The following is a 19951-nucleotide window of genomic DNA, read 5'->3' as shown; positions in this document are numbered from 1 at the left end:
TATCCTGCCTGGTATGTGCGGGCGATTTGCAGTCACCACCGACCCGGCGCTGCTGGCCGAGAAAATCCAGGCCTTGGATGAAACGGCCGAGAGCACCGCCCGACGCGAGAAAGACAGCGGTGACCAGGGGTCGGGGCCGCCGGCAGCGAACTACAACGTCGCGCCCACCACGACCATCAGCACCGTGGTGCGGCGGCATTCCGAGCCCGACGACGAGGCCACCCGCCGGGTCCGGTCGATGCGCTGGGGCCTGATCCCGCCATGGGTCAAGACCACGGCCGACGGCTCGCCCGACACCAAGGGACCGCTACTGATCAACGCGCGCGCCGAGACACTCACCACGTCGCCGGCGTTCCGCGGCTCGGCGAAATCGAAGCGCTGCCTCATCCCGATGGACGGCTGGTACGAGTGGCGGCCCAACCCGGCGGCCGAGGGTAAAAAGGCCACCAAGACGCCGTTCTACATGCATGCCGCCGACGACGATCTGCTCTTCATGGGGGGCTTGTGGTCGACGTGGCGGCCGAGAGGGGCGAGCGGAGCGACGGGAGAGGTGACAGGCGCCTCGAGAGAGGACGCGCCGCTGGTCAGCTGCACCATCATCACGACCGAGTCGGTCGGGCCGCTGGCCGAGATTCATGACCGCATGCCGCTGACCATCAGCGCCGGCGACTGGGACCGTTGGCTCGATCCCGATGCACCCATCGACGAGGGGCTGCTGCGCGGTCACGGCGACCTGGACCGCATCGTCACCCGTGAGGTGTCCACGTTGGTCAACAGCATTCGCAACAATGGCCCCGAACTCATCGAGCCCGCCAAGCCCGAGCCGGAAGGGACGCTGTTTTGACCGCCCTGGACCCGCTGTTGGTGGAAGCCCTCGGCGCGGATCTGCGCTCGGCCGGATACATCACCGACGGAGTGGCCGAGCTGCTCGGCGACGACGCCAACGCGGCGATGGGCCGCGGCGTGTGGTGGCCGGCGCTGCGCGCGACCCGAACCGCCGACAACACCCGACTGGCCACGCTGATCCGGCTCTTCCTCCTCGGTACCGATGAACCGGTGGACCAGGTGCAGGCGGCGTTCCCGTCCACCCCTCTGGCCGAGCTGGCCGCGGCCGGCGTGCTGGACGTGACCGATACGGCCCGGGCGGCTCTCGACATCCGCCCGCACAGTGACGGGGAACACGATTTTTTCGTCGTCTCGGACCAGGACGCCGCCCTGCGCGGCGGGCCGGTCGAGCACGAGCATGTGCTCGGAATCGGCGGCGCGTCGATGTCGTTGGCGCGGGCGGTGATTCGGACGCCGGTGCAGCGCGCGCTCGATCTGGGCACCGGCTGTGGCATCCAGGCGCTGCACCTGTCCGGCCACTGCGCCGACGTCGTGGGCACCGACACCAATCCGCGGGCGCTGGCCCTGGCGCAGGCTACCGCCGGTCTCAACGGGATGTCCTGGGATCTGCGGCCCGGCAGCCTGTTCGACCCGGTGGCCGGGGAACGGTTCGACCTCATCGTCTCCAACCCGCCGTTCGTGGTGGGGGCGGGAGCCCAGGACTACATCTACCGCGATTCGGGCGTGGCCGGAGACGGCTTGTGCCGCACCATCATCGAGAACGTCGGCAACTACCTGACGCCCGGCGGCACCGCCCAGATCATGGCCAATTGGATTGTCCGGGACGACGATTGGCGGACCCGAGTGCGGCAGTGGCTGGCCGGCACCGGGCTGCACGCCTGGGTGGTGCAGCGGGAGCTGGCCGACCCGGTCAGCTATGTCTCGTTGTGGCTGGCCGACGCAGGGGAGTCCGCCGAAGAGCTCGCACAGCGGGGCGCGGACTGGCTGGACTGGTTCGACGCCGAAGGCATCACCGGGATCGGCATGGGACTGATCTCGCTGCGGGTGCCGCGCCCCGGTGAAGCGCCCGAGCAGATTCTCGAGGAGATCACGGACGAACCCATCACCGGGACGGAGGTGGCGGCGTTCTTCGCCCGCCGGGCCTACCTGCGCGACAACTCGGACGCCGCCCTGCTGGCCGCCCGGCTGTCGACGGCGCCGGTACTGCTGGAACAGCATTCGCTGCCCGGGCCGGATGGCTGGCAGCAGATCGGCGCCGCGGTCCGTCGTCCCGGCGGCCCGGGCGCGGTGCTCGGCGTGGACGAGGTGCTGACCGCTCTGCTGGCCGGGTGCCGCGGTGAGGTGCCGCTGGGCACGCTCATCGGCCTGCTCGCCGCGCATCACGGCGTCGACGCCGACGCCCTCGCCGAGGCGGCGCTGCCCGAGATCCGGGAAGCGATCGGACGGGGAATTCTTTACCAGGCCAGCTGAATTCAGCGACGGCGTCCGGTGATCACCGCATACGGTGCGTCGAAAGCGACGGCGCCGTCGGATGATTCGTGAGCGGCCAGTGCGGCGGTGAAGGCGGCGACCAGCCGGTGCCGGGTCGCGTCATCGAGGTTGGCCAACATCGAGACGTGCATCGGCGATTCGTCGGTGATGAACCGCACTCCGTCCGCCAACGATGCGAAACGCCAGGTGAGTGTGCCGCTGTGAATGGCCACATCGGCGAAGTCGGCGTCCAGCCGGGCGTGCACCAGCTCGGGCACACCCCACTGATCGGGGGAGTAGGGGGCCGGTTCCGGCGGGCCCAGCACCTCGACGATCGGGGTGAAGAACGGATTGTCCCCGGCCCGGACCCACGTCGAGAATCCGAGGGCACCACCGGGTTTGAGCAGCCGGGCCAGCTCGGCGACCATGGCGACCGGCTCGACGAAGATGATGCCCTGGTTCGAGACCGCGGTGTCGAAGGCGGCATCGGGTAGCCCGGTGGCGGACGCGTCGGCGGCCACCCACTCGACCGTGTCGCCGCCGGGCTGGGCGGCGGCGATGGCCAGCAGCTCGGGCGTGAGGTCGACACCGGTGACATGGGCGCCGAGACCGGCCGCGTGCAGCGCCGCATTGCCGGTACCGCAGGCCAGGTCGACGAGGGCGGTGCCGGGTCCGTGGGGCACCGCGGAGACGACTTCTGCGGCGATGGGCGAGATGAATTCGGCGACGGCCTCGTACCGTCCCACTGACCACGTCGACATGCGGCCACTGTATGCCTACGGTGAAACCACCATGACCGACGACGAAGAACGGGCGGCCGGCGTACTCGGTTTCGAGATGACGATCGCCGAGTGGCTGGGAACCGCGGCCATGTTCGCTGCTCCGTATCTGGTGCTGGGTCTGCTCTGGGCGATGACCCACACCACCGCGTTCGAAGCTGCCCACGGTGCGGACCGCGTGTTCGTGTTCGTCCGGACCATGGTGTTCTGGCCGATGCTGTTGTTGACGAGCATGTGCCTGCCATGACCGGCGAAACACCGGCTCTGACCCTTGCGGACTGCCGGATCCAGATTAGGCACCGCACCGCGCGCTGGGACGAGTACCCGGTGACCATCGCCGATGCCGCCGATCTCTGGGGCGCGGCGGCCGGCGCCGCCAACGTCATCATGCAGCTGTCCCGACCGGGTGTCGGCTACGGCGTGGTGGAGAGCACGGTCGATTCGGGGAATCTGCTCAGGCATCCGTGGAAACGCGCCCGCACCACGTTCCAGTACCTCGCGGTGGCCATCCTGGGCACCGACGAGGACCGGGCGGCCATGCGCGAAGCGGTCGACACCGCGCACCGTCAGGTGCAGTCGGGCCCGGACAGCCCGGTGCGCTACAACGCTTTTGACCGCGATCTGCAGATGTGGGTCGCCGCGTGCCTCTTCGTCGGCATGGAGGACGTCTATCAGCTATTGCGCGGTGAGCTGACGCCCGAACTGGCCGAGCAGTTCTACCGGTCCGCCGCGCCGCTGGGCACCACGCTGCAGGTCACCGACGACCAGTGGCCGGCCACCCGCGCGGGGTTCGACGACTACTGGACCGCGGCCTGCGCCACGGTGGCCATCGATGACACCGTGCGCGCCTATCTGACCGACCTGGTGCGGTTGCGCATGCTCAATCCTGTTCTGGCCCTGCCGTTTCGGCCCCTGCTGGCGTTCCTCACCGGGGGCTTTCTGGCGCCGGTGTTCCGGGACGCGATGGGTATGTCCTGGGGCGGCGGCCGCCAGCACCTGTTCGAGACACTGTTCCGGCTGGTCGCTTTCGGCAACCGGTTCCTGCCGCCCTTCGTCCGGCAGGCCGGTAGCTACGTGCTGCTGGCCTACGTACGCAGGCAGATTCGCCGGGGCGGGGAGTTGATCTGATGCGCCGATTGCTCAGCCGGCGGGTCAGCGTCGGAGCGATGGCGGAATTCCTGCTGTGGATGGCGCTGCCGTACCTGTTGATCGGTATGGGGTGGACCTTTCTGCACCCGCATGCGGTCGAGCAGGTACAGAAGCAATGGGACCGCGCGTTTCCCGCGATCGCGCCGCTGGCCGCGCTCGTCGAGGTCACGGTCGCGTGGCCGCCGATGGTCGCGGGTGTCGAGATCTGCCCGGCCGCCGACTAGCGCCGGGCAGATCCGCCGTGACGACTACGGGCCGGTGTATCCCGGCGGGTTCGGGGTGTCCACCCACAGGTCGACGCCGAGTTCACCGCCGGGGACGCAGTTGTACACCGAGAGGTCGGTGACGCCGGACTCCAGCAGCACGTCCTCGCACAGCAGGCTCTGACCGGTGTACTCGCGGGCCGGCTTGGTGAAGACCGCGTAGGCGGCGTCGGAGTACACCTCGGGGCGGCGGGCCCTGGCCATCGCCTCGTCGCCGCCGAGCAGGTTCTGCACGGCAGCGGTGGCGACCAGGGTGCGCGGCCACAGGGTGTTCGACGCGATGCCGGCCTCGCGCATCTCTTCGGCGATACCCAACGCGCACAACGTCATTCCGTACTTTGCCATCATGTAGGCGGTCGGCTTGAGCCACTCGGATTCCATCCGGATCGGCGGCGACAGGGTGAGGATGTGCGGGTTCGCGCGGCCCTTCATGTGGGGGATACAGGCCTGCGAGACGGCGTAGGTGCCACGGATCTGGATGCCGTTCATCAGGTCGAAGCGCTTCATCGGTACTTCCTCGATGGAGCCGAGGTTGATGGCCGAGGCGTTGTTGACGCAGAGGTCGATGGCACCGAACTGCGCGACGGCCTGGGCCACCGCGGCGGTCACGGAGTCGGGGTCGCGGACGTCGCCGACGATGGGCAGCGCCTGGCCGCCGGCCTCCTCGATCTCCTTGGCTGCCGTGTAGACGGTGCCTTCGAGTTTGGGATGGGGCTCGGCGGTCTTGGCGAGCAGCGCGACATTGGCGCCGTCGGCCGCGACCTTCTTGGCGATGGCCAGACCGATGCCGCGGCTGGCACCGGAGATGAACATGGTCTTCCCGGACAGTGTCATGCGCACACCCTATGCCGCCGGAGTTACCGCGCAGTACATATCTCGGCAGTCACCGCCGAGGTGGCGGTGACCAGATCGCCCGGGGTCAGCACGAGGTCCAGCCCGCGCTTGCCCGCGCTGCACAGCACCCGGTCCCAACGCAGTGCGGACTCGTCGACGACCGTCGGCAACGGCTTGCGTTGTCCCAGCGGAGAAATTCCGCCGACGACATACCCGGTGGAACGTTGTGCGGCGGCCTGCTCGGCCATCTCGGCCTTCGGCACACCCAGTGCGGCCGCCGCGGCCTTGAACGACAGCTTGTCGGGCACCGGCAGTACCGCGACGGCGAGACCGCCGGGGATCGCCAGCACCAGAGTCTTGAAGATCTGCGCCGCGACGAACCCCGCACCGGCGAGTTCGGCGACGGCCTCGTCGCCGAACGACGTCGCCCGCGGGTCATGCCGGAACTGTCGTACCTCGTAGCTGATCCCGGCAGCCTGGAGGGCCCTGATCGCCGGGGTTGCCGCGCTCGCCATGGCGTCCAAGGGTAAGGGCCGCAGCGAGACCGGGAACAACTGCGAGGTCCGGCGCTGTTACTCCCGTCAGCATGGTCAATTAATGGCTGGAGAACTTGTCGGTCGCAGCCTCTAGGATCGGACGGAAGGGGACATAGGTGCCAACGGCATGTCTGGAACGTCCGGTCGAGTTGCCGGACCTGTTGCGTGGCGCCGCGACAGAAGGGACGGTCTCGACCACGATGACCGACATCGACGGGCTGGGATCCGCGCTCGAGAGCGATGCGGAGCTGACGGCGCGGTTCGAGCGCGACGCCATTCCGCTGCTGGATCAGCTCTACGGCGGCGCGCTGCGCATGACGCGCAATCCCGCGGACGCCGAGGATCTGGTGCAGGAAACCATGGTCAAGGCCTACTCGGCCTTCCATTCGTTCCGTGCGGGCACCAACCTCAAAGCGTGGCTGTACCGCATCATGACCAACACGTACATCAACAGCTACCGAAAGAAGCAGCGGCAGCCGGCTGAGTACCCCACCGACGAGATCACCGACTGGCAGCTGGCGGCGAACGCCGAGCACTCGTCGACCGGTCTGCGGTCGGCCGAGGTCGAGGCGCTCGAGGCGCTGCCGGACACCGAAATCAAGGCGGCGCTGCAGGCGCTGCCTGAGGAGTTCAGGATGGCGGTGTACTACGCCGACGTCGAGGGCTTCCCGTACAAGGAGATCGCCGAAATCATGGATACCCCGATCGGGACGGTGATGTCCCGTCTGCACCGTGGCCGCAAGCAGCTGCGGGAACTGTTGGCCGGCGTCGCCCGGGATCGCGGATTCGTCCGTGGGGACAGCCTTGTTGACACTCAGGAGGTGTCCTGATGAGCGACAGCGACGAGTTCACCCGTCCCGACGGGCACACGTTCACGCCGCCGATCGGGCCGATCGACCCGGAGCATCCGGAATGCGCCGCGGTGATCGCCGAGGTATGGACCCTGCTCGACGGGGAATGCACGGCCGAGACGCGCGACAAGCTGCGTTTCCACTTGGAGGAGTGCCCGACCTGCCTGCGTCAGTACGGCGTGGAGGAGCGGGTGAAGTCGCTGATCGCCACCAAATGCAGCGGGGAGAGGGCTCCCGATGGCCTGCGTGCCCGCCTGAAGCTCGAGATCAGCCGCACCACCATCATTCGCGGCTGAAAGCAAGAAAACCGCCCGGTTCCGTGAGGAGCCGGGCGGTCGGGAAGGCGTACGTCAGGCGTTGGGACGCCGGCCGTGGTTGGCCTTCGAGTGCTTACGGTCACGCTTCTTGCGGCCACGCTTGGCCATGATGGTCCTCCAAAGGTTCGGGTTGCTCGCCCTACAGTGTCGCACGGCCACGCCACCCAATTGCAAACCGTGGTGCTGTGGTGCAATAGAGGCCGCAGGCACCGCCTGCGTACAGATACGTAGACGAGTGGGGTGAAGATGGCCGAGGACGTTCGCGCTGAAATCGTGGCCAGTGTGCTCGAGGTCGTGGTTCGCGAGGGCGACCAGATCGGTGAGGGTGACACGGTGGTGCTCCTCGAGTCGATGAAGATGGAGATTCCGGTGCTGGCCGAGGTCGCCGGCACGGTGACGTCCGTCAACGTGGCTGTCGGCGACGTGATCCAGGCCGGCGACCTCATCGCCGTCATCGGCTAAGCCCCCCAACCGGATAACGCGACGTGTCCACTCTCGGTGATCTGCTCGCCGAGCACACTGTCCTACCCGGCAATGCGGTCGACCACCTGCATGCCGTGGTCGGCGATTGGCAGTTGCTGGCCGACTTGTCGTTCGCCGACTACCTCATGTGGGTCCGCCGCGATGACGGGGCCCTGGTGTGTGTGGCCCAAATTCGGCCCAACACCGCGCTGACGGTGTTGTTCGCCGATGCGGTCGGGACCATCAGCTCTGCCGCGGACATGCCTGCCGTCACGACGGCCTTCGAGACCGGACTCATCGGTCGGGGCCAGGAAAACACGGCGGCACAAGGTGATTCACGGCTGAACCTGGAGGCCGTGCCGGTCCGCTACGGCAACGACGTGGTGGCGGTGCTCACGCACCAGACCGCGCTGGCCGACCGTCGCAAGGTGGCACCGCTCGAGCGGGCCTATCTGGACTGTGCCCGCGATCTCCTTCGCATGCTGGCCGAGGGCACGTTCCCGAACGTCGGCGACGTGCCGATGTCGCGGTCCAGCCCCCGCGTCGGCGACGGCCTGATCCGGCTGGATGTGGACGGGTTGGTGGTGTTCGCCAGCCCCAACGCCATCTCCGCCTATCACCGGATGGGGCTGGCCACCGAGCTGGACGGCCAGAACCTGGTGAGCGTCACCCGTCCGCTGATCTCTGATCCCTTCGACGCGCAGGAACTGGCGAACCACGTTCGCGATCTGCTGGCGGGCGGCTCCAGCATGCGTATGGAGATCGACGCCGGCGGTGCCGCGGTGCTGCTGCGGACCATCCCGTTGTCGGTGGGCGGTCAGGCGGTGGGCGCGGCGGTTCTGGTCCGCGACGTCACCGAGATCAAGCGGCGTGACCGTGCGCTGCTGTCCAAGGACGCCACGATCCGCGAGATTCACCACCGGGTGAAGAACAACCTGCAGACGGTGGCGGCGCTGCTGCGGTTGCAGTCCCGGCGCATGAACAACGCCGAGGCGCGCGAGGCGCTGCTGGATTCGGTCCGCCGGGTGTCGTCGATCGCGCTGGTGCACGACGCCCTGTCGCTGTCGGTGGACGAGGAAGTCAACCTCGACGAGGTGATCGACCGCATCCTGCCGATGATGAACGACCTGGCGTCGCTGGGCGCGCCCATCCGGGTCACCCGGGACGGCGATCTCGGTGTGCTGGACGCCGACCGGGCGCACGCGCTGATCATGGTCATCACCGAGCTGGTGCAGAACGCGATCGAGCACGCTTTTGATCCGACCACGGAGAAAGGCAGCGTGACCATCAAGTCCGACCGGTCCGCGCGCTGGCTCGACGTCGTGGTGCATGACGACGGGCACGGGTTGCCCGACGGCTTCACCCTTGAGAACTCAGACCGGCTGGGGCTGCAGATCGTGCAGACGCAGGTGTCGTCGGTGCTGGACGGCTCGCTGTCGATGAACGCGGTGCCGGGCGGCGGGACGGATGTGGTGCTGCGGGTCCCGATCGGTCGCCGCGGTAGAGCTGCGCAATAACTTGAGAGTCCGCGCCGCGCACTATATTTCGGGTCCGCCCCGTAAAAAATGACCCCGGCGATTCGCCGGGGTCATTTTTGAATGCCGTGGTGGCTAGACGCCGGTGCGAGCCTTGGTGCGGGCGTTGCGGCGCTTCAGCGCGCGACGCTCGTCTTCGCTCATACCGCCCCAGACGCCGGCGTCCTGGCCGGACTCCAGCGCCCAGCTCAGGCACTCGGTGGTCACCGGGCAGCGGTTGCACACGAGCTTCGCGTCAGCGATCTGGGCGATGGCCGGGCCGCTGTTTCCCACGGGGAAGAACAGTTCCGGGTCCTCGTCACGACAGACCGCCTTGTGGCGCCAATCCATGGTCAACACTCCTCACTGGGCGCGCAGCAAAGCGCGCAAGGTTTTTAACTTCGGCTGTTAACGGGTGCACACGAAATGTTTCTGCACTGTTGCATCTGATGTTTTCACAGGCTGGACAGATGTCAATAGCGGCGCGTTAACTCGTGGGCAATGTCACTTCGGACCCGGGTTGGCAGGCCCCTAACCCAGTTGTACTACACTTGAGCCACCTGCGCCCTAAATTTGGCAAACTGTTACCGAGATCGCTGGTCACTGTGCTACCGCTGGTGGCGCGACCACGTTGAGCGCCTCCGGTACCGACGTGAACGTCATGCTTTCGCGCAGGCCAACGAAATCCCCGTCGATCTGACACGCGATTGGTGTGTCACTTGTCACGCGCAGCCATGGCAGATCGTCGTCGCGGATGAGATGTGGTCCCTCGATCTGTGGCGTACGCGACAGCATCTGTCGCAGCAATCGAAGGTTGGCCCAGATGCCCATGCTGGTGGTCGCGAACACGCCCAGCCCGGTCTCGAACGTCGTCGTTGGGTTGGTCCAGACCGGCCGGCTGTTGGCGTAGGTCCACGGGCTGGAGTTCGAGACGAACGCGAAGTGCACACCGGGGATCGGCTCGCGGTCCGGCAGGTGCAGCGTCAGCCGCGGCGGTTTCCGGGCGCTGCCGACGGCCTCGCGGATCGCGACCCGGATGTACCGCGACGCGGTCACCTTGCGGCCCTTGGCCCGCTGCGCCTCGACGGCCGCCACGACCTCGCCGTCGACGCCCATGCCCGCGGTGAACACCGACCAGCGGTCGCCACAGTCCATCAGGCCGATCCGCCGCCACGGGACGCCTCGGCGATGGTCGCTCAGCAGGTCGACGAGCTGATTGGTCGCCTGCAGCGGGTCGGGGCTGATGCCGAGGGCCCTGGCGAAAACGTTCGCCGAGCCGCCGGGCACCACGCCGACGGCGGTGTTGGAGGCGCCGGGCACCCCGTTGGCATGACCCAGGATGCCGTTGACGACCTCGTTCACCGTGCCGTCCCCGCCGTGCACGATCACCACATCGGTGCCGTCGGCGGCGGCCTTGTGCCCGATCTCGATGGCGTGGCCGCGGTGATCGGTATGCGCGACGGTGAGGTCGACGCGGCTTTCCAGCGCATGGGCCAGCAGGTCCCGGCCTGCCGGGGTGGTCGAGGTCGCGTTCGGGTTCACGATCAGCACGGCACGCACGGATGACGAGCCTATCCGCGCCGCGACCGTCGGCAACTCGATCGCCCGGGTGCTAGTCCACGAAATCGCCGTCGAGGTAAAGCCAGCGGCCGTCACGGCCGCGGGCGAAGCGGCTGCGCTCGTGCAGGATGTGCCGACCACCGTCGCGCACGTACTGGGCGCGGAACTGCACCACGCCGGTCGGGTCATCCTCGCCGCCGGCCTCGGTGTCGACGATCTGCAGCCGGCGCCACACGACGTCGGCGTCCAGGTCGAGGTCTGCCGGGCGGGTGCTCGGGTGCCACGTCGCCAGCAGGTAGTCGACATCGCCGAGGGCGAACGCGGTGAACCGCGAACGCATCAGCGCCACCGCGGTGGCGGCGCGGCGCTCCCCGCGGTGCAGCGGGCCGCAGCAGGCGGCGTACTCCATCCCGGTATCGCAGCGACACGGCGCAGTGTTGATCGGCACCGGGCAATTCTGCCTGTTCGCAGCCGGTACCGTGGGTAGGTGACCGATCGCCGCCTGCTCCTCGTCAACGGGCCCAACCTGAATCTGTTGGGTACTCGCCAGCCGGAAATCTACGGCTCCACCACCCTGGCGCAGATCGAGCGGGCCGTCACCGACCTGGCCGCGCAATTCGGTTTCTCCGTGCGTGCGGTGCAGAGCAACCACGAAGGTGAACTGGTCGACGCGATCCAGGCGGCGCGCACCGACTGCGTCGGCATCGTGATCAACCCCGCCGCGTACAGCCACACCTCAGTGGCCATCGCAGACGCACTCACCGCGGCCGAATTGCCGGTTGCCGAAGTGCATTTGAGCAATATCCACAAGCGCGAGGCCTTCCGGCACCACTCCTACGTGTCGGCGGTGGCCGAGACCGTGATCGCCGGCGCGGGGCCCATCGGCTACGAATTGGCAGTGCGGTACCTGGCAGATCGGTTGTCGCGGTGAGTGATCCGGCGATCCACCCGCCGGCTGTCCGCCGGGCCGGGTTCCTGGTGGCGGCCGAGGGGGTGCTCGGTTTGATCGGGGCGGCGGTGTACGTGGTGCGCGGGCTGGCCGGGGCGGACCAGCACATCGTCAGCGGGTACGGCAACGCGCTCTGGCTGGTGTGCATCTGCGGTGGCGTGCTTGCCGGTGGCTGGGCGCTGATCACCGGACGACGGTGGGGACGCGGCATTGGGGTGTTCGCCAACCTGCTGCTGCTCGGCGTCGCGTGGTACGTCTTCCAGTCCGGTCAGTTGCAGTACGCCATTGTGGTCGCGCTGGTCTCGCTCGTCACGCTGGGGCTGTTGTTCAGCCCGTCGACCGTGCAGTGGATATCCCAGCGCGACTGAGATTTCAGTCCTCCGTCAGTGCGCGCTGGGCCCGGGCCCGGCGGTCCTCGATGGCGCGGCCGAACTCCTGTAGCAGCAACGGGTTTCGTTGCACCACCATTTCGATGTGGGCCCGCTCGACATGGACCACCGTGACCTCATCGAGGGCGTGTGCATAGCCGATCACCGGCTGGCGGGTGAGAGTGCTCTGGCCGAGATACCCACCCTCGTCGAGGATTCCGATCACCGGGCCGGGTTCGTCGGCGGTTCCGGCGGTCAGCTGGACGCGGCCCGACACGATGAAGGTCATCCGCTCGGGCACCTCGCCGGCACGCTGGACCACTTCGTCGATGGCGTAGCGTTCCAGGGCTGCGGCCGGCATGAGCTCACGCTGTTCGTCGGCGTCCAGATGCAACGTCGGCGCGACGACCTGGCCCACGGCGGCCAGCAGCCGTTCGGGCGTCGCGAACTCGTCCTCGGCCTCGTCGAGATGCAGGCCGGCCCGCCGGGAGGCGTACCAGACCCATTGCAGGAAGAGGGTTTTCGTGTCCCCGTCGTCGGCGGGGGAGTTCAGGGGAATGGTGGTCTGGTATTCGAGACCACCCAGCGGCGTGGACGACACGGTGCCTTCGCGGCGCCGCATCGGCAACTCGGCGGCGAGCCCGGTCAGCATGGCGCACACCTGGTTCGGTGGATCGTCCAGCGAGAAGATCGTCGTCACCTTGACCTTGTGCTTGTTCTCCGGGCGGCTCAGGTTCGCGAAGGACGCCGCGGCGAGCACCGCGTTCGGGATGATCTGCAGTCCGGTGCTGGTCTCCAGATGCACTGCACGCCAGTTGACTTCGACCACCCGGCCCCGGGCGCTGGCGGTGTCGAGCCAGTCGCCGATCTGGAACGGCTGCTCGAACAGCATCAGCAGCCCGGAGATGACGTGGCCGACGGAGTTCTGCAGCGTCAGGCCGATGACGATCGAGGTGATCCCGAGCGCGGTGAACAACCCGCGGACGTTGGCGCCCCAGATGTACGAGAAGATCAGCGCGAGACCGACCGCGATGAGGACGAACCGCGCGACGTCGACGAAGATCGTCGGAATCCGCTTGCGCCACGTCCCTTCCGGGGCGCCCTGGAACAGGGCGGCATTCACCCCGGACAACAGCAGGACGAGTACGACGAACGCGAAAAGCGTTGCGACGGTGCGGACCGAGGTGGCCCCGGCGGGCACCTGACGGGCCTCGGTCAGCAGCAGCAGCAGTGCGCCCAGCGGCAGCAGATAATTGCGCAGCAGGGTCACCGGCCGCACCAGGAAGCTCTGCCGGCGCCGTAAGGCGTGCTGCCACTCGGTGAGGGCGACCAGCCCGATCGGCAGTCCGATCGCGATGCCGACGGCCCAGTAGAACCAGGACGAGGTGAAGATGCCGGCGATCACCGCGGCTCCACCAGTCGCCAGATCGGCTCCTCCCGCCCGTCGACGGTGACGGTGCCGACGGACGTGAAGCTCATGGTCTCGTGTAAGGCCTGGTACACCCGGTCGGTGACGTCGATCCCGGGTTGCGGTGACCCGCTCTTGATCTGGTACGCGACATTCACCGCCGCGCCCCACATGTCGTACACCACCGAGTGCCGGCCGCCGAGGCCGCTGCTGACGGTGCCGGTGTCGATGCCCGCGCGCAGGCCCAGTGTGTAGCCCGTCTGGCCGTTGAACCGCTCGATGATCCGCTGGCACTCCAGCGCGAAGTCGACGGTGCGACGCACGTTGTCCAGGCGCGGCACATTCAGGCCGCAGCTGCTGAGGTAGCCGTTGCGGATGGGCCGGCCCCGTTCGATACCGAGACTGTTTGCCGCGGCATCGAATTGGCGCTCGATCTCGGTGACGATGGCGAGTGACCCCTGCGACGTCAGCTCGGCCTGCAGCCGGTCGAGTCCGATGATCTCGGTGAAGATCACGGTGACGTTCTGGTGCTCCTCGGCCGGGATCTCCTCGCCCTGCTGATAGCGCTCCGCGAGCGGCTCGGGCATCAGCAGCGCGAGCAGTTTGGAGTTCTCCTTGCGCTGCTCGACGAGGAGCTCCTCCTTGACGGTGAGACTTCTGCTCATCTCGTTGAAAGCTTCTGTCAAATCCCCGATTTCGTCGCGCGTGGACACCGGGATGGCGATGTCGTAGTCACCGGCGCCGATCCGCTGCGCGCCGGCTTCCAGCCGCCGGATCGGCCTGACGAAGAGCTGGGCGAGGAACACCGAGGCGATGCAGACCGCGAAGATGATGCCGACCGTCGACAGCACCATGGTCCGGGTGAACGAGGCCTCCTTTTCGAAGGCCTCCGCGGTGTCGATCTTCGCGATGATGGACCAGTTCAGATCGGAATCGGGAATTGTCACGGGCGCATACGCCTGCAGCGCCTCGTTGCCGAGGTAGTCGGTGCCGATCTGGGTCCCCGATTCGCCGCGCTGTGCCCGCCGTGCGGACTCCGCCGGGATGGGCTGAACGAGCGTGGTCCCGCCGACCTGGATGGCCCGTTCGGCGACGGATGCGGGGGTCCCGGCATCGACGACTGCTTGCTTGTAGGCCTGCGGATTCTCCAGGAACAGCCGGGAGTCCGAGCGCATCAGGTTGTCCGACCCCACCAGGTAGACCTCGCCGGTGTTGCCCAGCCCGGATTCGTTCCAACGCTTGTTGAAGGTCATCAGCCGGTTGACCTTCGACGCGGGGAACTGCAGGGCCAGCACGCCGACTGCGCGCCCGCCGTTGACGATCGGGGTGACCATCCACGCCGTGGGGTCGTTCTCCGCCGGCTGGTAGATCTCGAAGTCGGTGAACCCCACGTAGTCGAGCGCGTTGGACGACAACGCCTTCTCGTACGCCCCACGGAGTTTGGATCCGCTGTAGGGCCCGGTGAGGATGTTCGTGCCCAGGTCGACGTCTTTGTACGCCGTGTAGACCATGTTGCCGCGGGTGTCGAGCAGCATGGCGTCCTGGAATTCGAACCGGCTGACGATCTCGCGGAAGAAATCCTGGTACCTGGCGTTGGCCGCCGACCAGAGGCTGCCGTCGTGGGCGTCGTTGATCTTGACGGCGGTGTCGTCGTTCTGACGCACCGCGGTGTAGTTGGCCTGCAGGTACCGCTGTGGGTTGTCTTTCGGCAGCAATTGGTCGGTGTTGAGGGTGACCCCGCTGGATTTCTGGACCTCTTTGACAAAGGTGTTGGTGTAGTAGTCGGCGACCGACTGCGCCTGGGCGGGACTGATCGGCTTGTCGGCGAGCGCGTCGAACCCCGCGGTGAAGTCTGCCAGCGCGTTGACGGTGGTGGCCCCGCGCGCGTAGATGATCATCGAGTTCTTCAGGTCCGACAACTGGTCCTGTAGTGCGCGCGACTGCGACTGGCGCACCTCGGTCAGCCGGTTGAAGACCGAATCCCGCATCGAGCCGCGGCCGGTCTGGAATGCGATGAACCCGACGACCGTGGCGGCCACGATGGTGCACAGCACCAGCATCACGACGAGCTTCGACTGGATGCTCACCTTCGACAGCAGTTGACGGCGCTGGAATCGATCGAATCGCCGCGAAGCCTGGTGCGGAGCTGCGAGCTTTTCGTCACCGTTCCGTTCGGAGGCATCCACCATTGCCGTCCCTTCGCTGGCCCGGCCTCAGAGCGGGCTGGCCGCAGATTAACACCGATGTGACAGCTGTGACCCACGTGTTGAAGGGGATCCGGCGCGAAATTTACGGATTGGTCAAGGGTGTGATGATCAGCCCTGGGCCAGCGCGGTGAGGTCCGGGCCGGACACTCGGTAGGTGGTCCACTCGGATTGCGGCTTACCGCCGACTTCCTCATACAGGGCGATCGCATTGACGTTCCAGTTCAGTACCGCCCACTGCAGCCGTGAATACCCGTGCTCGACGCACTCCTGGGCCAGGGTGGACAGCAGCTTCCGGGCCAGCCCGCGGCGACGGAAGTCGGGGCGCACGAACAGGTCCTCGAGGTAGATGCCGGAGACGCCGTCCCACGTGGAGAAGTTCCGGAACCACAGGGCGAAGGCGGCCGGCCGGCCGTCGACCTCGACGAAGTGACCCGAGACGGCGGCCTGACCGGACTCGCCACCGCCGAACAACGCGGTCCGAATCTGCGCTTCGGTCACGGTGCACTCGTCGGCGGCCTTCTCGAAGGCGGCCAGCTCGTGGATCATCGCGGTGATCTCGACTTCGTCGCCGGGCTGGGCCGGTCGGATGGTCGTTGTCATTTGTCCTGTCCCATCATTGCGCTATTCCCAGTGCGGTCAGCATCGTCCTGAATTTTGTTGTGGTCTCGGTGACTTCGTCGTCGGGGTCGGATTCGGCGACGATCCCGCCGCCGGCGCGGGCGTCGACGGACAGCCGATCCGCGGACAGCTGCCCACACCGGATCGATACCACCCAGCGGCCGTCGCCGGCGCTGTCGCACCAGCCGACCGCACCGGCATAAAACCCGCGGTCGCCCTCCAACTCGGTGATCAGCCGCGCCGCCGCGGCGGTGGGTACCCCGCCGACTGCCGGCGTCGGGTGCAGCGCGATCGCCAAATCCAGTGCGGTGGTCGAGGGTTCGCGCAGCCGCCCGACGATGGGCGTGCTCAGATGCCAGACGGCCGTGGTGGCGCTGACCTGCGGCTCGGCGGCGATGTGGAGCTCGGCGCACAGCGGTTCGAGCGCCTCGCGCATGATGTCGACCACCAGCTGGTGCTCATGCCGATTCTTGGCCGACGCGGCCAGGGCTGCGCCGTGGGCGGCGTCCGTTTCGGGGTCGAGGGAGCGCGGCGCAGAGCCGGCGAACGGCGTGCATGTCACCACGTCGCCGCGGCGGGCCACCAGCAGTTCCGGGCTCGCGCCGAGCAGCGCGGTGCCGCGGTACCGCGGACCGGCCGCGCTGAGGTCGGTGAAAAATGCGGTGGCGCTGCGGTCTTCGGCGAGGCGGGCCAGTACGGCATAGGGATCGATGGCCTCGTCGGCGACGAGCTGCAGCGCCCGGGCGAGTACCACCTTGTGCAGGCCGGTAGCGGGATCGCGCAGGGCCCGCACCGCCGCCGCCACGCGGGCCCGGTGCTCGTCGGGTGACGGCAGACTGGCCGCGATGCGGACCGCCGGCAAGCGGTGGTCGGTGAACGGCAGGACGTCGGCCGAGGTCACTGCCGTCGGCGCCATCAATGCGGCGGGAGAATGCAGGTCAAAAGGCAAGGCGCCCAACAGGATCGGCACGTCGCCGGCGGCCAGCGTCCGTCGTGCGTCGTCCAGATCGCCGAACGCCTGGACAGGTCCGTCGGCCAGCATGACCCCATCGGGGCCGGCCAGCACGAACACCGGTGCGGGGCGGCTCACCCGGGCAGGCACGGGTTGGGGTGACCGGTCAGACCGAGCGCGACCAACTGGCGTACCCCGTGCTCGAAACCGCACACCGAGATCGAGGCGGGCACCATGGAGATCCGGATTCCGTCGGTCACCGGGAGCTCCATCCAACGGGCCATCACGGCGCGCGAGAAGTGGCCGTGCCCCACGAAGACCACGTCGCGCGACGGCAGCTGCTCCAGGGCGAGCGCGATGGCGCGGTCCGCCCGCTCGCCGACTCCGGCCACGCTCTCGCCGCCGGGGCAGCCGTGCGTCCACACCAGCCAGTCGGGCACCTGCTCACGAATCTGTGGTGTGGTGCGGCCCTCGTAAGCGCCGTAGTCCCACTCGGCCAGCAGTTCGGTCGTCTCGGCGACGTCCAGCCCGGCCAGCTCTGCCGTGACCACGGCGCGCTTGCGCGGGCTGCTGATCACCAACGGGTCGTCGAGCTTCAGTGCGGCCAGCGCCGAGGCGGCGCTACGGGCCTGTTGCCGCCCTTCGTCGGTCAGCTCCACCTCGGTGCGGCCGGTGTGCCGGCCGGTGCGCGACCATTCGGTCTGCCCGTGGCGAAGCAGCAAGAGCCGGTGTGTCAGCAGCTCAACTGACGGGTCGACTGCAATATCCACGACCGAGATTCTGCCCCACGGTAAGCGGCGCCACATGGCCGCGTGTCAGGATGGGCATCGTGACGCGGGTACTTGCGGTCGCCAACCAAAAAGGTGGCGTCGCAAAAACGACAACAGTGGCATCGCTGGGTGCAGCGCTGACCGAGGAAGGCCAGCGGGTTCTGCTCGTCGACCTCGATCCGCAGGGCTGTCTGACGTTCTCCCTCGGCCAGGATCCGGACAAACTGCCGGTGTCGGTGCACGAGGTGCTGCTCGGTGACGTGGAACCCGACGCCGCGCTGGTCTCGACCGCCGAGGGCATGACCCTGCTGCCGGCCAACATCGACCTGGCCGGCGCCGAGGCGATGCTGCTCATGCGGGCCGGCCGGGAGTACGCGCTCAAGCGCGCGCTGGCCAAGATCGCAGACCAATTCGATGTGATCATCATCGACTGCCCGCCGTCCCTGGGTGTGCTGACCCTGAACGGCCTGACCGCCGCCAACGACGTCGTCGTGCCGCTGCAGTGCGAGACGCTGGCCCACCGAGGCGTCGGTCAGTTCCTGCGGACCGTCACCGACGTGCAGCAGATCACCAACCCCGACCTGCGGCTGCTGGGCGCGCTGCCCACGCTGTACGACGCCCGCACCACCCACAGCCGGGACGTGCTGCTCGACGTGGCCGACCGCTACAGCCTCGTGGTGCTCGCCCCGCCCATCCCGCGGACGGTGCGGTTCGCCGAGGCCAGCGCCTCCGGCTCGTCGGTCCTCGCGGGCCGGAAGAACAAGGGCGCCCTCGCTTATCGCGAGCTGGCGGAGGCGCTGCTGAAGCACTGGAAGAAGAACAAGGCGCTGCCCGTCTTCACCCCTGAGGTGTGATCCCGCGGGTCACTGGCCCAGCGCGACCAATTGGCTGCCGCGCTGCTCCAGCAGCATCGGGCCGGCGACGGCGGGGATGACCGCGGTGTTGACCGGTTTGCGGGCCAGCGCGATGTGCGTCTGGCCGGCGCCACTCTGCGCGTCGAACGTGTCGTAGCCGCTGGTCACCGGAACCAGCAGATGCCCGGCCAGCATGGTCGCCGGGCCGATCGGCGCCTGCCCGCCCTGCGCGCTGACGGTGTACTTGTAGCGCAGGCCGCTGGCGTCGAAGACCAGCACCGAATCGCCGGTGTACCAGGTGACGACGTCACCGACGCGGGTGGTCGCCGTCACCGGCGTCGCGGGATGCGGCAGCAAGGTGCTGGCGATGGTGTTGCCGGTTTCGTCGATGATGTTGACGCACGGCTGCGGCGTCGGCAGGTAGATCGCCGCCTTGGTTTCTGACACCGCGATCACCTGTGCGTCGGAATCCACGCTGACACCGGGCAGCGCCACTTTCTTGACGTCCGGCTGGTCTTCTTCCTTGCCGGCCTTGAGCAGCGTCAGCCGCAGGTCGTTCTGTTTCGGGCAGGCTTCCATGACGGCCACCGACGCCGGGCTGGCCGCGGCGGAGGTCAATCGGCACAGGGGAGAGGCGGGGACGCCAGGTTTGACGACCGCGTCGAGATAGCCGTAGCTGATCATCCGCACCAGGTCCGAGCGCCACTGCTCCAGCCTGCTGTCGCCGTATGACAGGATCGTCGTGTCGTCCGTGGACAGCTTCACCTCGGCGTCTGCCAGGCTGCTGCGGGCGGGACCGCGCCGTCCGGTGCTCGCGTCGACGGCGCTGGCCTGCCCGCAGCCGCGCCCGTCCGGATAGACCGCCACCGCGAACTGGTAGACGGTCGTCACACCGCACAGCTCACGGCCCCGCGAGTAGCTCCACAAGGTGTTGCCGTTGGCCGGGTCGCGGCCCTGCATCTCGTCGCCGTCGCCCGTCACCACGACGCCGCCGACGACCGACGGCTTGGTCGTCTTGCCGCTGGTCGCGGTCCACAGTTCGCGCAGCGTCGTGGGCACCGTCTTCGCGGCGTGCAACGCCGGGATGGGACGGTCGGCGGGGCGGCTCATGGTGGCCCGCGCGTCGCTGTTCCACCAGATCATCGCTGCACCGACGGCGACCACCACCGCGATGGCCGCGGCGGCGATCAGATCAGCTTTGGTACGTCGTTCCGGTTTGACCATAGGGTGCCGACGACCTGCGG

The 19951-nt window shown here is 67.9% G+C and carries 25 protein-coding genes; 12 read left to right on the top strand and 13 right to left on the bottom strand.

Annotated elements, in window-relative coordinates; all coding sequences use genetic code 11:
* The first annotated feature begins 13 nt into the window (after positions 1–13).
* Together G6N59_RS08395 and G6N59_RS08390 are read left to right on the top strand one after the other, a co-directional pair.
* The gene (locus G6N59_RS08395) at positions 14–844 is read left to right on the top strand and encodes an SOS response-associated peptidase (RefSeq protein WP_163911127.1); all 831 of its coding nucleotides are present in this window, start codon (positions 14–16) and stop codon (positions 842–844) included.
* On the top strand, positions 841–2316 hold the full coding sequence (locus G6N59_RS08390) for a DUF7782 domain-containing protein (protein ID WP_138231719.1): 1476 nt from the start codon (positions 841–843) through the stop codon (positions 2314–2316). The genes G6N59_RS08395 and G6N59_RS08390 overlap by 4 nt, the downstream gene beginning before the upstream one ends.
* Before the next feature lie 2 nt (positions 2317–2318).
* On the opposite strand, the gene G6N59_RS08385 is transcribed toward G6N59_RS08390, so the two are convergent.
* Positions 2319–3077: a class I SAM-dependent methyltransferase gene (locus G6N59_RS08385; RefSeq protein WP_138231718.1), complete on the bottom strand. Its 759-nt coding sequence runs from the start codon at positions 3075–3077 to the stop codon at positions 2319–2321.
* A gap of 31 nt (positions 3078–3108) precedes the next feature.
* On the opposite strand from G6N59_RS08385, the gene G6N59_RS08380 reads away from it, so the two are divergent.
* From G6N59_RS08380 to G6N59_RS08370, 3 genes are read left to right on the top strand one after another with little or no spacing between them, the layout of a single operon-like run.
* Positions 3109–3342, top strand: a complete 234-nt coding sequence (locus tag G6N59_RS08380; protein ID WP_138231717.1) for a hypothetical protein — start codon at positions 3109–3111, stop codon at positions 3340–3342.
* Positions 3339–4223, top strand: a complete 885-nt coding sequence (locus tag G6N59_RS08375) for an oxygenase MpaB family protein (RefSeq protein ID WP_138231716.1) — start codon at positions 3339–3341, stop codon at positions 4221–4223. Before G6N59_RS08380 ends, G6N59_RS08375 begins: the two co-directional genes overlap by 4 nt.
* Positions 4223–4468 carry a hypothetical protein gene (locus G6N59_RS08370; protein ID WP_138231715.1) on the top strand — a complete coding sequence of 82 codons (246 nt, stop codon included), beginning with the start codon at positions 4223–4225 and terminating at the stop codon, positions 4466–4468. The genes G6N59_RS08375 and G6N59_RS08370 overlap by 1 nt, the downstream gene beginning before the upstream one ends.
* Before the next feature lie 24 nt (positions 4469–4492).
* On the opposite strand, the gene G6N59_RS08365 is transcribed toward G6N59_RS08370, so the two are convergent.
* On the bottom strand, positions 4493–5341 hold the full coding sequence (locus G6N59_RS08365; protein ID WP_138231714.1) for an SDR family oxidoreductase: 849 nt from the start codon (positions 5339–5341) through the stop codon (positions 4493–4495).
* A 23-nt stretch (positions 5342–5364) separates the two neighbouring features.
* Positions 5365–5856, bottom strand: coding sequence for an aminoacyl-tRNA deacylase (locus tag G6N59_RS08360; protein ID WP_138231713.1), 492 nt, complete (start codon positions 5854–5856; stop codon positions 5365–5367).
* 221 nt (positions 5857–6077) lie between these two features.
* On the opposite strand from G6N59_RS08360, the gene G6N59_RS08355 reads away from it, so the two are divergent.
* Together G6N59_RS08355 and rsrA are read left to right on the top strand one after the other, a co-directional pair.
* A complete protein-coding gene (locus tag G6N59_RS08355; RefSeq protein ID WP_179970338.1) occupies positions 6078–6707 on the top strand; it encodes a sigma-70 family RNA polymerase sigma factor in 630 nt (209 codons plus the stop codon).
* Complete coding sequence (rsrA, locus tag G6N59_RS08350; RefSeq protein WP_138231711.1) at positions 6707–7024, top strand: mycothiol system anti-sigma-R factor; 318 nt, start codon at positions 6707–6709, stop codon at positions 7022–7024. Before G6N59_RS08355 ends, rsrA begins: the two co-directional genes overlap by 1 nt.
* 54 nt (positions 7025–7078) lie before the next feature.
* Here the strand turns inward: rsrA and G6N59_RS31835 are convergent, their stop codons facing one another.
* Complete coding sequence (locus G6N59_RS31835) at positions 7079–7153, bottom strand: 50S ribosomal protein bL37 (protein WP_085976028.1); 75 nt, start codon at positions 7151–7153, stop codon at positions 7079–7081.
* Positions 7154–7291: 138 nt separating this feature from the next.
* Here G6N59_RS31835 and G6N59_RS08345 point away from each other — a divergent pair, with 138 nt between their 5' ends.
* Entirely contained in the window at positions 7292–7507 is a 216-nt protein-coding gene (locus G6N59_RS08345) for a biotin/lipoyl-binding carrier protein (protein WP_036421130.1), read from the top strand.
* A gap of 23 nt (positions 7508–7530) precedes the next feature.
* Positions 7531–9024 (top strand): two-component system sensor histidine kinase PdtaS, encoded by a 1494-nt coding sequence (locus G6N59_RS08340; RefSeq protein WP_138231710.1) that lies wholly within the window; start codon positions 7531–7533, stop codon positions 9022–9024.
* A 93-nt stretch (positions 9025–9117) separates the two neighbouring features.
* Here G6N59_RS08340 and whiB1 read toward each other — a convergent pair whose 3' ends face one another.
* The 3 genes from whiB1 to G6N59_RS08325 form a co-directional block, all read right to left on the bottom strand.
* Complete coding sequence (whiB1, locus tag G6N59_RS08335; protein ID WP_043392449.1) at positions 9118–9372, bottom strand: transcriptional regulator WhiB1; 255 nt, start codon at positions 9370–9372, stop codon at positions 9118–9120.
* Between the two features lie 249 nt (positions 9373–9621).
* A complete protein-coding gene (locus G6N59_RS08330; protein WP_138231709.1) occupies positions 9622–10581 on the bottom strand; it encodes a diacylglycerol/lipid kinase family protein in 960 nt (319 codons plus the stop codon).
* Positions 10582–10633: 52 nt separating this feature from the next.
* Complete coding sequence (locus tag G6N59_RS08325) at positions 10634–10990, bottom strand: YchJ family protein (RefSeq protein WP_138231742.1); 357 nt, start codon at positions 10988–10990, stop codon at positions 10634–10636.
* Between the two features lie 78 nt (positions 10991–11068).
* Here G6N59_RS08325 and aroQ point away from each other — a divergent pair, with 78 nt between their 5' ends.
* Together aroQ and G6N59_RS08315 are read left to right on the top strand one after the other, a co-directional pair.
* A complete protein-coding gene (aroQ, locus tag G6N59_RS08320; RefSeq protein ID WP_138231708.1) occupies positions 11069–11512 on the top strand; it encodes a type II 3-dehydroquinate dehydratase in 444 nt (147 codons plus the stop codon).
* The gene (locus G6N59_RS08315; RefSeq protein ID WP_138231707.1) at positions 11509–11898 is read left to right on the top strand and encodes a hypothetical protein; all 390 of its coding nucleotides are present in this window, start codon (positions 11509–11511) and stop codon (positions 11896–11898) included. The genes aroQ and G6N59_RS08315 overlap by 4 nt, the downstream gene beginning before the upstream one ends.
* A 4-nt stretch (positions 11899–11902) precedes the next feature.
* Here the strand turns inward: G6N59_RS08315 and G6N59_RS08310 are convergent, their stop codons facing one another.
* The 5 genes from G6N59_RS08310 to G6N59_RS08290 form a co-directional block, all read right to left on the bottom strand.
* Entirely contained in the window at positions 11903–13300 is a 1398-nt protein-coding gene (locus G6N59_RS08310) for a mechanosensitive ion channel family protein (RefSeq protein ID WP_170212424.1), read from the bottom strand.
* Positions 13300–15495, bottom strand: a complete 2196-nt coding sequence (locus tag G6N59_RS08305; RefSeq protein WP_138231705.1) for an adenylate/guanylate cyclase domain-containing protein — start codon at positions 15493–15495, stop codon at positions 13300–13302. Before G6N59_RS08305 ends, G6N59_RS08310 begins: the two co-directional genes overlap by 1 nt.
* Before the next feature lie 126 nt (positions 15496–15621).
* Entirely contained in the window at positions 15622–16113 is a 492-nt protein-coding gene (locus tag G6N59_RS08300) for a GNAT family N-acetyltransferase (RefSeq protein WP_138231704.1), read from the bottom strand.
* A gap of 13 nt (positions 16114–16126) precedes the next feature.
* Entirely contained in the window at positions 16127–17173 is a 1047-nt protein-coding gene (locus G6N59_RS08295) for an isochorismate synthase (RefSeq protein ID WP_138231741.1), read from the bottom strand.
* Positions 17174–17217: 44 nt separating this feature from the next.
* Entirely contained in the window at positions 17218–17853 is a 636-nt protein-coding gene (locus tag G6N59_RS08290) for an acid phosphatase (RefSeq protein ID WP_234884336.1), read from the bottom strand.
* 50 nt (positions 17854–17903) lie between these two features.
* Between G6N59_RS08290 and G6N59_RS08285 the strand changes: the two genes are divergently transcribed.
* On the top strand, positions 17904–18707 hold the full coding sequence (locus G6N59_RS08285; protein ID WP_163911122.1) for a ParA family protein: 804 nt from the start codon (positions 17904–17906) through the stop codon (positions 18705–18707).
* A 9-nt stretch (positions 18708–18716) separates the two neighbouring features.
* On the opposite strand, the gene G6N59_RS08280 is transcribed toward G6N59_RS08285, so the two are convergent.
* Positions 18717–19931, bottom strand: coding sequence for an Rv3212 family protein (locus G6N59_RS08280; protein WP_138231701.1), 1215 nt, complete (start codon positions 19929–19931; stop codon positions 18717–18719).
* Positions 19932–19951 lie beyond the last annotated feature (20 nt).

Origin of the sequence: Mycolicibacterium aubagnense, assembly GCF_010730955.1 — a bacterium.
In the GTDB taxonomy this organism is placed as follows: domain Bacteria; phylum Actinomycetota; class Actinomycetes; order Mycobacteriales; family Mycobacteriaceae; genus Mycobacterium; species Mycobacterium aubagnense.
The sequence above is the reverse complement of the archived record's forward strand: the minus strand, read 5'-3'. Positions and strand labels throughout refer to the sequence as shown.